9 protein-coding genes are annotated in these 11,723 nt (G+C 72.0%); 1 reads left to right on the top strand and 8 read right to left on the bottom strand.

The window, feature by feature from the left end; genetic code table 11:
* Positions 1 to 86 precede the first annotated feature (86 nt).
* The 3 genes from ACFY3J_RS18770 to ACFY3J_RS18760 form a co-directional block, all read right to left on the bottom strand.
* Complete coding sequence (locus ACFY3J_RS18770; RefSeq protein ID WP_390841293.1) at positions 87 to 1,904, bottom strand: PQQ-binding-like beta-propeller repeat protein; 1,818 nt, start codon at positions 1,902 to 1,904, stop codon at positions 87 to 89.
* Positions 1,905 to 2,006: 102 nt separating this feature from the next.
* A complete protein-coding gene (locus ACFY3J_RS18765; protein WP_390841292.1) occupies positions 2,007 to 3,860 on the bottom strand; it encodes a PQQ-binding-like beta-propeller repeat protein in 1,854 nt (617 codons plus the stop codon).
* A gap of 268 nt (positions 3,861 to 4,128) precedes the next feature.
* On the bottom strand, positions 4,129 to 5,943 hold the full coding sequence (locus ACFY3J_RS18760) for an ABC-F family ATP-binding cassette domain-containing protein (RefSeq protein WP_390841291.1): 1,815 nt from the start codon (positions 5,941 to 5,943) through the stop codon (positions 4,129 to 4,131).
* Positions 5,944 to 6,100: 157 nt separating this feature from the next.
* Here ACFY3J_RS18760 and ACFY3J_RS18755 point away from each other — a divergent pair, with 157 nt between their 5' ends.
* Positions 6,101 to 6,691, top strand: a complete 591-nt coding sequence (locus tag ACFY3J_RS18755) for a Uma2 family endonuclease (RefSeq protein ID WP_384178991.1) — start codon at positions 6,101 to 6,103, stop codon at positions 6,689 to 6,691.
* Between the two features lie 12 nt (positions 6,692 to 6,703).
* On the opposite strand, the gene ACFY3J_RS18750 is transcribed toward ACFY3J_RS18755, so the two are convergent.
* From ACFY3J_RS18750 to ACFY3J_RS18730, 5 genes are all read right to left on the bottom strand, one after another.
* Complete coding sequence (locus tag ACFY3J_RS18750; protein ID WP_384178989.1) at positions 6,704 to 7,597, bottom strand: 4-(cytidine 5'-diphospho)-2-C-methyl-D-erythritol kinase; 894 nt, start codon at positions 7,595 to 7,597, stop codon at positions 6,704 to 6,706.
* Positions 7,594 to 8,463 carry a 16S rRNA (adenine(1518)-N(6)/adenine(1519)-N(6))-dimethyltransferase RsmA gene (gene rsmA, locus ACFY3J_RS18745; RefSeq protein WP_141360365.1) on the bottom strand — a complete coding sequence of 290 codons (870 nt, stop codon included), beginning with the start codon at positions 8,461 to 8,463 and terminating at the stop codon, positions 7,594 to 7,596. Before rsmA ends, ACFY3J_RS18750 begins: the two co-directional genes overlap by 4 nt.
* 123 nt (positions 8,464 to 8,586) lie before the next feature.
* Entirely contained in the window at positions 8,587 to 10,152 is a 1,566-nt protein-coding gene (locus ACFY3J_RS18740) for a ubiquitin-like domain-containing protein (RefSeq protein WP_384178987.1), read from the bottom strand.
* 53 nt (positions 10,153 to 10,205) lie between these two features.
* On the bottom strand, positions 10,206 to 11,084 hold the full coding sequence (locus ACFY3J_RS18735; RefSeq protein WP_390841290.1) for a TatD family hydrolase: 879 nt from the start codon (positions 11,082 to 11,084) through the stop codon (positions 10,206 to 10,208).
* Positions 11,085 to 11,143: 59 nt separating this feature from the next.
* The gene (locus tag ACFY3J_RS18730; protein ID WP_390841289.1) at positions 11,144 to 11,596 is read right to left on the bottom strand and encodes a hypothetical protein; all 453 of its coding nucleotides are present in this window, start codon (positions 11,594 to 11,596) and stop codon (positions 11,144 to 11,146) included.
* Positions 11,597 to 11,723 lie beyond the last annotated feature (127 nt).

The raw sequence follows: 11,723 nt of genomic DNA, 5'->3' as shown, positions 1-11,723 counted from the left end.
AGGGTCATGCGAGGGCGTCGAGTGGTACGCGCACGGCCCCGCCCCCGGTCGGGGACGGGGCCGTCTCGTTCCGGCCGTGCGGTGGATCAGCCGCCCGCTCCGAAGGCCAGCGCCAGGTAGTCCTTGCCGAGGGACGAGGACGACGCCTTGCGGGCGTAGATCGACGACATGTAGAGGTGGCCCTGGGAGTAGAGGAACTCCGCGCGGTCCGGGGACATGGAGGTCTCCGCGTCGCGCACGTCCCGCGAGGCCGGGTTCTCCAGCAGCTTGGTCTGCTTGAAGCTGCCGCCGTCGATGCTGACGATCTGGCCGCCCTTGTCGTAGGGCGGTCTCTTGTACGCGATGACGTCGGCGCCGTCCATGCGCAGCGGGTAGATGTGGTAGCCGTCGCCCGCGTCGGCGCGCTGGCCGGTCTGCTTGCCGGTGCCGAGGTCGAACGCGACGACCTCGTTGGTCTTGCGGAACTCTTCGCTGCCGTCGTGGTCCTCGGTGGGCACGTACAGCCGGTCGTTGCCGACCGCGAGGCCCCGGCAGTCCTCGACCCTGCTGATGCCGTCGCAGCGGGCCGCGTAGGTGTCGCCGGGCGCCGAGATGTGGGCGCGCAGCTTGCCGGTCCCGTTGTCGATGGAGAAGAAGTCCGAGATGCCGCTGCCGTCGCCCGCGCTCTGGCCGACGTCGGCGGCCACGACGAGCGGATCGGTCGAGACGATCGCGGCGTACTCGATGCCCTGCGACATCTTGTACTCCGAGATCACCTTGCCGGACTTCGGGTCGATCGTCTGGATGTGCAGCTGACGCTGCCCGTACTGGCCGCACTTGCGCACCGCGACCAGCTTCGCGCCGCCGCCGTACCCGGCGTCGTAGCAGGTGTCGGCCGCCTTCGGGACCCACAGGGCCTTGCCGTCCGCGATGTCGAAGGCGGCGCCGCCGCTGGTGCCGCCCACGGCGACCGTGCCGCCGCTGACGGTGACGTTGTCGAGCCTGACGAGCTGGTCACCGGACTTGACGGTCTGCGTCCACAGCTTCTTGCCGGCGTCGAGGTCGATCGCCGCGACCTGGCTGCAGCCGTGCGTGGGCTTGTCCTTGGTCGGCATGGCCGGCTCGTAGACGATCGCCGTCCTGCCGTCCGAAGTGGCGTGCTTGCTGGCCTCGCACACCGGGCCGGGCAGCTCGATCGTCCACAGCTTGGTGCCCTTGTCCCGGTCGTAGCCGACGACCTCTGCGACGCCGCTCTTGACGTACGCCTTGTCCGTGAGCCAGGAGCCGGTGGTGGTGACCAGGTCACTCACCTCGGGCATCGGCACCTGGTAGAGGACCTTGGCGGCCGGGTCGGACGGCGCCTTCTCCGTGCCTCCGGAGGCGGACTTCCCGTCGTCTTCCCCGCCACCGGTGCCGCCGCTGGAACTGGCGGTGTCCTGCTTGCCGCCGTCGGACCTGTTCGAGTACCAGATGCCGGTGCCGATGATCAGCGCGATCACGACGACCGTCGAGACGATCATCACCACCTGGGCATTGATCTTCCGGCCGCCCCCCGGCGCTCCGGCCTGCGGCTGCGTCGGCACGGTCGGCGGCGAGCCGGGATAGCCGTACCCGGGCTGCTGGGCGCCGTACGGGTTCGGCTGCGCGGTGGGGGACTGGGCGTAGGGGTTCGGCTGCAGGCCCGGGTAGCCGTAGCCGGACTGGGGCTGCGGCGGTCCGGCCGGGGGCGGCGACGTCTGCGGGGCACCCTGTGGCGCCTGCGGGTAGCCGTAACCCGGCGCCGGCTGGGGGGACTTGGCGAAGTCCGAACCGCCGGCGGGCGGCGTCTGCGGAGGCTGTGCGGGCTGCTGCGGCTGCTGGCCCTGCGGCGGGCCGAAGCCGCCGGGCTGCGGCGGCTGGTTGGGCGGCGGGGGCGGCTGGGTCATTGCGGGTGCACCTCGGGGGAAGCGGAGGGGACGGGACGACGGGGAAGCCGGGTGGCCAGAACGGCGTGCGGCGCCGACCGCGCGTGGCGCGGCCGGCCGGGCTCACTTGCCGTAGGCGAGCATCAGCTTCTCCTTCGTGTCGGCCTTTCCGCGCAGCCGGGTGGTGGAGAGGTAGAAGCGTCCGTCGACCCAGTCGACGGCCCGCGAGTAGAAGCCGTTCTCGATCGACGCGGTGCCCTCCGGGTTCTGGAGCAGCTTGACCGGAGTGTGGGCCGAGCCCGCCGTCGCCACGGACACGATCTGGCCGCCCGCGTCGTACGACGGCTCGACGTACACGATGAGCTGCCCGTTCTCCACCTTGAGCGGCATCATCGAGGTGTCCGTCGGGGACTTCACGCGCCACTTCTCCTTGCCGGTGGCGAGGTTGAGGGCGACGATCTCGTTGGCGCCGGTGGTGACGTCGGTGGGCAGGTAGAGGGTGTCGGCGTCGGAGGCGACGGCCTGGCAGCCCTGGAGGTTGCGGGCGAGGATGGCCCAGCCGCACTGGGCGTTGAAGTTCGACTTGGTGTCCACCTGGGAACGGATGGCGCCGCCGCTCAGCGTCGAGATGTTCCAGTGCTTCTTGTCCTTGTCCACCGAGTACACGACCACCGGGTCGACGGAGTAGACACGCTCGACCGACCAGTCCTTGGGGATCTTCTTGGTCCACCTGACCGCGCCGGTCGCGGGGTCGAGCTCCTGCACCTCGTCGTGCTCGTTCGAACCGCCGGCCCCGCAGGACGCCACGGAGATCAGCCGGGCACCGCCCGCGAAGGCGCCGGGGAAGCAGGCCTGGCCGTAGCGCCGCTTGTCGAAGAGCTTCTTGCCGCTGCCGACGTCGTACGCCGTGCCCGACTGCGAGCGGCCCACCATCAGCGTCTTGCCGGCCACGGTCATCTCGATGGTGAGCGTGCTGTCGAACAGCTCGCCGTCCTCGACCTTGACGGTCCAGCCCTTCGCGCCGGTGTTCAGGTCGATCTGCTGGAGCTGGTTGCACTTGGCGCGGTCGCTGCTGCCGCTCATGTAGGCCACGACCACCTTGTCGTCGGCCGTCTTCTGCGGTGTCACCGCGCAGATCTTCTCCGGGAACGTGATCGGTTCCCAGGTGGGCCTGCCGTCACCGACGTCGTAGGCGAAGACCTGCTTGTACGCCGCCTTCACCGCCGTCTTGCCGGTGATCCACATACCGGGGGCCTCGGCGCCGCCACCGGGCGCGGCGGGCGCCTCCTTGTACCAGAGCACCCTGGCCTCGCCGGACTTGCGGCCCGCGTTGAGGTCCTCCGCCTCCCCCTTGCCGTCGCCGCTGCCGTCACCGGGGTTGACCGGGGCGTCGGAGGCGGCGGACTTCGAGGGCTTCGCGTCGCCGCTCGCGTCGGCGACCGGCTTCTTGCCGCCGTCGTCGCCGTTGACGGCCCAGACGGTGACACCGGCGACGAGCACGGCGGCCACCGCGGCGCCGATGATGGCCGCGGTCCTGCCCTTGAACGGGCTGCCGGAGCCGCCGGGGGGCGGGGTGCCGGGCGCGCCCCCGAAGTGCGGCTGCTGCGGGTAGCCGTAGCCGGGCTGCTGCCCGTACGGCCCCGGCTGCCCGTACGGGCCGGGTGCGGCGGGCGCGCCGTAGGGGCCGGGCTGGGCGTAGGGCCCGGGCTGCTGCGGGTGGCCGTAGCCGGGCTGGGGCTGCGGCGGTCCGGCGGGCGGGGGCGGCGGGGTCTGCGGCGGCTGGGCCGGGGGCGGGGGCGTGGCCTGGCGCGGGTCCTGGGGGGCACCGAAACCGCCCTGCGCCGACGGGTCCTGGGGAGCTCCGAAACCGCCCTGCGCCGGTGGGGTCTGCGGCGGCCCGAAGCCGCCGGGCTGCGGCGGCTGGTCCTGCGGTGCTCCGAAGCCGCCCTGGGGCGGCTGGCTGGGCGGCTGAGACATCAGCGCGCTTCCCCCTCAATCACTGCTTTTTAGCCACGCCCTGAGGTGCTCGAAGAACCCAGAGCCGCCCGGGAAAGTCCCCGGACGGCTCATTCCTATCACTCGCAACCTGCCCGCCACCGGCCCGCGTCGGCCCCTGTTCCCAAGGGAGGACCGGCCCGTGACGCGCCCGTTATGCGTGGCGGGCCCGGGGAACTTCCCTCCAGAAAACCGCCACTCCGCGTTCACACGGCGCGTGCGCCCGCACCCGACCGAGCCGCCCGCAGCGCTAGGCGTCCTCGGCGAGTTCGAGCCAGCGCATCTCCAGTTCCTCCCGCTCCCCCGCCAACGCGCGCAGCTCGGTGTCGAGTTCGGCGACCTTCGCGAAGTCGGTGGCGTGCTCGGCGATCCGCGTGTGCAGCGTGGACTCCTTCTCGGAGATCCGGTCCAACTGCCGCTCGATCTTCTGCAGTTCCTTCTTCGCGGCGCGCAGCTCGGCGGCGCTCCGCTCGGGCGCGGCCTGCTCGGCGGCGGCCGACGGGACCGGGGCGGCGGCCGCGGCCTGCTGCTCCATCCGCTGCCGCCGTTCCAGGTACTCGTCGATGCCGCGCGGCAGCATCCGCAGCGCGCCGTCGCCGAGGAGCGCGTACACCGTGTCGGTGGTGCGCTCGACGAAGAAGCGGTCGTGGGAGATGACGATCATCGAGCCGGGCCAGCCGTCGAGGACGTCCTCGAGCTGGGTGAGGGTCTCGATGTCGAGGTCGTTGGTGGGCTCGTCGAGGAAGAGCACGTTGGGCTCGTCCATGAGCAGGCGCAGCAGTTGCAGCCGCCGCCGCTCACCGCCGGACAGGTCGCCCACCGGCGTCCACTGCTTCTCCTTGCCGAAGCCGAACGTCTCGCACAGCTGCCCGGCGGTCATCTCCCGCCCCTTGCCGAGGTCGACGCGCTCGCGCACCTGCTGCACGGCCTCGAGGACCCGCCAGTCCGGGTCGAGTTCGGCGACCTCCTGGGAGAGGTAGGCGAGCTTGACGGTCTTCCCGACGGCGATCCGCCCGCCGACGGGCTGCGCCTCGCCCTCGGTGCGGGCGGCGTCCGCCATGGCCCGCAGCAAGGAGGTCTTCCCGGCGCCGTTGACGCCGACGAGACCGATCCGGTCGCCCGGTCCGAGGTGCCAGGTGACGTGCTTGAGCAGCACCTTGGGGCCGGCCTGCACCGTGACGTCCTCGAGGTCGAGGACGGTCCTGCCCAGCCGGGAGGAGGCGAACTTCATCAGCTCGCTGCTGTCCCGCGGCGGCGGCACGTCCTTGATCAGCTCGTTGGCGGCCTCCACGCGGAAGCGCGGCTTGGAGGTGCGGGCGGGGGCGCCGCGCCGCAGCCAGGCCAGTTCCTTGCGGATCAGGTTCTGCCGCTTGGCCTCCTCGGAGGCGGCGATGCGCTCGCGTTCGGCGCGGGCGAAGACGTAGTCGGAGTAGCCGCCCTCGTACTCGTACACCGCCCCGCGCTGCACGTCCCACATGCGGGTGCAGACCTGGTCGAGGAACCACCGGTCGTGGGTGACGCACACCAGCGCGGAGCGGCGCTCGCGCAGGTGCCGGGCCAGCCAGGAGATGCCCTCGACGTCGAGGTGGTTGGTGGGCTCGTCCAGGACGAGCAGGTCCTGCTCCTCGATGAGCAGCTTGGCCAGCGCGATCCGCCGCCGCTCGCCGCCGGACAGCGGCCCGATGACGGTGTCGAGGCCCTTGGGGAAGCCCGGCAGGTCGAGCCCGCCGAACAGTCCGGTCAGGACGTCCCTGACCTTGGCGTTGCCCGCCCACTCGTGGTCGGCCATGTCCCCGATGACCTCGTGGCGGACGGTGGCCTCCGGGTCGAGGGAGTCGTGCTGCGTGAGCACCCCGAGCCGCAGTCCGCCGGAGTGCGTGACCCGTCCGGTGTCGGCTCCCTCCAGCCTGGCCAGCATCCGGATCAGCGTGGTCTTGCCGTCACCGTTGCGCCCGACGACCCCGATCCGGTCCCCTTCGGACACACCGAGCGAGACACCGTCGAGCAGGGCGCGCGTGCCGTACACCTTGCTGACGTTCTCGACATTGACCAGGTTGACGGCCATTTCACTCCTGTGCGCGGGGGTCGGTCAGCCTTCTAGCGTAGGGCCTTGGAGGAAAGTGCTGGAACGTCGCGCTGCCGTCACTCTTTGTGATGACATGATCGGAATACGGCCGCTACGGTGGAGAAGCAGACAGCAGGTCCCGTCCATGGGAGGAACTATGACTGCCGATTCCGTGAAGCAGCACAGCCACTGGCCGCTGCCGCCTCAGGACGGCTACACCGTGGACGACCTGTTCACACTGCCCGGTCTCCCGCCACACACCGAGTTGATCGACGGGAGCTTGGTCTTCGCGAGTCCCCAGCGGGAATTCCACACCATCGTCATGGATCTGCTGGTGAACGGGCTACGAAACACCGCACCGGAGGATTTGCGGGTGCGGCGCGAGATGACCGTGGTGCTGGACAAGCGCAATGCGCCCGAACCCGACATCAGCGTGCTCCGCGCCGCAGCGGTGGGACCGGACAAAACCCGGTACCAGGCCGAGGACGTGGTTCTCGCTGTCGAAGTCGTCTCTCCGGACTCTGAATCCCGCGACCGCACAACCAAGCCTCAGAAGTATGCGTCCGCCGGAATCCCGAACTTCTGGCGCGTCGAACGCGGCGGCCACGGGGGCGGACCGGTTATCCACGTCTACGAACTCGACCCCCTCACCAAGGCGTACGTGCACATGGGGATGCACCGGGACCAGATCAAGTTGACCGAGCCCTACGACATCAACATCGATCTGACGGGTTTCGAGCGAATCTGAGACTTCGGTGTCTTAGACCACTGTCGCCCCGGCCGTCGGCGACTCGGCGGCCCGGGCGGCTCGGCAGGTCCCCGACGCGAGCAGGGCCTGAGCCACCGCAGTCGCCGCCTCCGCATCGGCTGCCAGGAACGCCGTCGTCGGCCCCGACCCCGACACCAGGCCCGCCAGGGCCCCCGCCTCGCGGCCGGCCGCGAGGGTGTCCGCCAGCGACGGGCGCAGGGAGAGCGCGGCGGGCTGGAGGTCGTTGGAGAGCGCGGCGGCGAGGGCGGCGGTGTCCCCCTTCTCCAACGCGGCCAGCAGGTCCTCGGAGGCGGTCGGCTCCGGGATCCGGACGCCCTCGTTCAGCCGGTCGAACTCGCGGAACACCGCCGGTGTGGACAGCCCCCCGTCGGCCATCGCGAACACCCAGTGGAAAGTCCCGCCGACCTCCAGCGGGCGCAGCTTCTCCCCGCGCCCGGTGCCCAGCGCCGCCCCACCGACCAGGCTGAACGGCACGTCGCTGCCCAACTCGGCGCAGATGTCGAGGAGTTCGTCGCGGGAGGCATTGGTGCCCCACAGTGCGTCACACGCCAACAGCGCACCCGCGCCGTCCGCGCTGCCGCCCGCCATGCCCCCGGCGACCGGGATGTCCTTGGCGATGTGGATGTGCACGTCGGGGCTGCGGCCGTGGCGTTCGGCGAGGACGAGCGCGGCGCGGGCGGCGAGGTTCGTACGGTTCAGGGGTACCTGACCGGCGTCGTGGCCCGCGCAGGTCACGCGCAGCTCGTCGGCCTCGGTGACCGTGACCTCGTCGTAGAGACCGACCGCGAGGAAGACGTTCGCCAGGTCGTGGAAGCCGTCGGGACGGGCGGCGCCGACCGCGAGCTGGACGTTGACCTTGGCCGGGACGCGCACGGTGACGCTCACTTACCGGTCTCCTTGTGCTCGGCGATCCGTGCGAACTCCTCCACCGTCAGCGATTCGCCCCGCGCCTGCGGGGAGACCCCGGCGGCGACCAGGGCCGCCTCCGCCGCCGCGGCCGACCCGGCCCACCCGGCGAGCGCGGCCCGCAGGGTCTTGCGGCGCTGCGCGAAGGCCGCGTCGACGACGGCGAAGACCTCGCGCTTGGTGGCGGTGGTCGCGACCGGTTCCGTGCGCCGGACCAGGGACACCAGTCCGCTGTCGACGTTCGGCGCGGGCCAGAAGACATTGCGGCCGATGGCCCCGGCCCGCTTGACCTCGGCGTACCAGTTCGCCTTCACGGACGGCACGCCGTACACCTTCGAGCCGGGCGCCGCGGCGAGCCGGTCGGCGACCTCCGCCTGCACCATCACGAGGGTGCGCTCGATGCTCGGGAAGGTGTCGAGCATGTGCAGCAGGACGGGCACGGCCACGTTGTAGGGGAGGTTCGCGACCAGGGCGGTGGGCGCGGGGCCCGGCAGCTCGGTGACGTGCATCGCGTCGGAGTGGACCAGCGCGAAACGCCCGGCGCGCTCCGGCATGCGGGCGGCGACGGTCGCGGGCAGCGCGGCGGCGAGTACGTCGTCGATCTCGACGGCGGTGACCCGGTCGGCGGCCTCCAGCAGGGCGAGGGTGAGGGAGCCGAGCCCCGGGCCGACCTCGACGACCACGTCCTCGGGGTGGACGTCGGCGGTGCGGACGATGCGGCGGACGGTGTTCGCGTCGATCACGAAGTTCTGGCCGCGTTGTTTGGTGGGGCGTACGCCGAGTGCTGCCGCCAGTTCGCGGATGTCGGCGGGGCCCAGGAGGGCGTCGGGGGCGGGGCTGCTCACGGCACAAGGGTACGGGGGCGCGCGTGGCGTGATTGCCACGGCCGCCCGGAGCCGGGTCCGGCCCGCCGCCGCCCGAAGCGGAGGCCGGCGCGCGGGGGACGGCCCGCCCCCGCCCGCGCCCGCCTACCCCCGCAGCCGGTCGCCGCAGTGGGGCCAGGGGCTCGCCCCCCGGCTCACGTACAGCTTCTTCGCGCGGTAGGTCTGCTCCTCCGCCGGCGCGTCCTGGGGGCGGCCCCGGCCGCCGAGGCGGTGCCAGGTGCCTTCGTCGAACTGGTACAGGCCGCCGTACGTGCCCGAGGGGTCCACGGCGTCCGCCCGGCCGCCGGACTCGCACTGCGCCAGCCCCCGCCAGTCCAGGTGGTCGGCGCCCCGTACCGACCGCGGGTGGGCCTTGGTGCCGACCTTCACGATCTGCGTCCGCGGCGCGCGCACCACCTCCGAATCCACGCGCCACGGCCGCTGCCGCACGCCGTTGACCGTGCGCACGGAGGACTCGACCCTGCGCACTCCCGGCTGTCCGGCCCGCTCGACGACCTCCGTCCCCTTGAGCAGGGTCGGGTCGGCTGTGCGCCGCACGGCGAACGGGATGAGCTCCTCGCGCGCCTCCCGGCTCCCGGTGATCCGCAGCACGGTGACCGTCTGCCCGTCGTGGGGGAAGCTGCCCGGCGCCACGGAGATGGTGTCCTGGCCCCGCAGGGTGATCCCGGCCTGCTCCACCACGTCCCGCACGGTCGCCGCGTTGGTACGGACGGTGCGGGCGCGGCCGTCCGCCATGACGGTCACCGAACGCTCGGTGCGCACGTCGAGCGCGAGTCCGGCACGTCCGATGGGCTTCGAGCGCGCGGCCGACAGATACGCCCCCTCCGCGCGCACGCCCAGCTCCCTGAGCGCCTCCTCGACCGTGCGCGCCGTCGTCCACACCTCGCGGCGGTGTCCGTCGAGCGTCAGCCGGACCGGCCGCCCGTGGCGGACGGTGATCTCGTCGCCGCTGGTGAGCGCGGCCTCGGGGGCGGGCAGCACCACGTCGTGCGGCCCGAGCCGCACACCCTCGTCGGCCAGCAGTCCGGAGACGTCGTCGGCGAAGGTGTGCAGGCTGCGCTCGCTGCCGTCGACGCTGAGCTCGATCGCCTTGTCCTCCGCGACGAACGCGGTGGTCCCGCCCGCCAGGAACGCGACGACCAGCGCGCGGGGCAGCAGCCGGCGCACGCACGCCTCCGGCCGCTGCGTGTACCGCGCCCTGCGCCGTCGCGCACCCCGGTGCGTGCCACTCCCCGCGCCGCCCGCCCTACCGCTTTCGGCCTGGCGGGTCTGGCGGGGCAGTACCGGCTGGGTGGGCTCGTGGGCGGCGGACCGGCGGAGGGCCTCGTAGGCGGGCCCGTACATGTCCGCGTACGGCGAGCCGTGGGGCCCGTACGGCAGCGTCTGCGCGGTGTGCACGTCGTGGTGGAGGACGGTGTGCTCGTACTGCTCGTACTGCTCGTGCGAGCTGTACTGCGGGTACGGGCTGCCGTACTGCTGGTACGGGCTGCCGTACTGCCGGTACGCGTTGTCCTGCTGGCACGGGTTGTTGTACTGCTCGTACGCGCCGCCGTACCGCTCGTACGGCTTGTACGGCCCGTAGGACTCATACGTCTCGCAGGTCTCGTATGCGCCGTACGTCTCGTACGCCTCGTACCGCAGATTGCTCACGCGGCCAGAACCTAGCGGAGCGCCCGTCACTCTCCAAAGCGCTCCGGATGCGCTCAGTAGCCGAAAGCGCGGGCCGTGTTGACCGCCAGTGCCGTCGCCAGGGCGTCCTCGTCGATGCCGCGCACAGCGGCCATCGCGCGCACCGTGACCGGAACGAGGTACGGGGCGTTGGGCCGTCCGCGGTACGGCGCCGGAGTCAGGAAGGGCGCGTCGGTCTCCACCAGGACCAGCTCCAGCGGGGCGACGGCGAGGGCGTCCCGCAGGTTCTGGGCGTTCTTGAAGGTGACGTTGCCGGCGAAGGACATGTAGTACCCGGCGCCGGCGCACACCTCGGCCATCTCCGCGTCGCCCGAGTAGCAGTGGAACACCGTCCGCTCGGGGGCGCCCTCCTCCTTGAGGACGCGCAGGACGTCGGCGTGCGCGTCCCGGTCGTGGATGACGAGGGCCTTGCCGTGCCGCTTGGCGATCTCGATATGGGCGCGGAAGGACCGCTCCTGCGCCGCCTTGCCCTCGGGGCCGGTGCGGAAGTAGTCGAGCCCGGTCTCCCCGACGCCCTTGACCTGGGGCAGCGCCGCCAACCGGTCGATCTCTGCCAGAGCCTCGTCGAGCCCGGTGTCCCCGCCCGGCTCGCGCGCGCCCTGCCGCGACCAGCCGTCGGGGTCGCCGTGGACGATGCGCGGAGCCTCGTTCGGGTGCAGGGCGACCGTCGCGTGGACGCTGTCGTACGCCGCGGCCGTCTCGGCGGCCCACCGCGAGCCGTCGAGGTCGCAGCCGACCTGGACGACCGTCGTCACGCCCACCGACGCGGCCTTGGCCAGGCCTTCCTCGACCGTGCCGGACTGCATGTCGAGGTGGGTGTGGGAGTCGGCGACCGGTATCCGGAGCGGCTCCGGAAGCGGGGGCGCCGCGTTCTTGTCGGCGTTCGAAGGCATGCCCCGATCCTACGGAAGGGGCGGGTCCTCATCGTCCACCGCTCGTCGTCCGGCGGCGCTCAGCCCGCCTTGCGGTGGAAGGGGTGCAGCAGGTCCGACAGATGCCAGTGGTGGTCGCCGTGGCCGGTGCGGGTGTCCCGCGCGCGGTCCGCCGCCTCCTCCCCCGGCGGGGACGTCTCGACCCGGCTCGCCACGGGTGGCGCCGGATGGTGCCCGCGTTCCTCGTGCCGGTACAGATGGCTCTGCGCGGACGACACCCGGCCGGCCATCATGATCCGGACGACGTGCCCGTCGCAGTTCTGGCAGCGCGGCCGGCTCAGCGGGGACGGCACGACGCGGCTGTCCGCCACGTACCGCACACACTCGTTGCCGTCGCCGTCCGTGTAGTGCTCTATCTCGTACGACTGCTCCCATCCGTGCCCGCACCTCATGCAGGCGAAGGAGTAGGACTCGTTGACGACGGCCGTGGCCGTACCGCGGTGGCCGTACCGCCGCCCTGTGATGTCGCTCACGCCAGCTCCTCGTGTCCGCTGGACAAAGGGGACGCTTACCGTCCCGTCGTTCAGTGAACTCCTCCGTCGTCGGCGACGCACAAGGTCTGGGGAGTGTTGGAGGCGTTTTGGGCCCCGCTTGCCAAAG

Source organism: Streptomyces sp. NPDC001231 (assembly GCF_042896885.1).
Lineage (GTDB): Bacteria > Actinomycetota > Actinomycetes > Streptomycetales > Streptomycetaceae > Streptomyces.
Note: the sequence above shows the minus strand (reverse complement) of the source record. Positions and strands in the feature narration are given on the sequence as shown.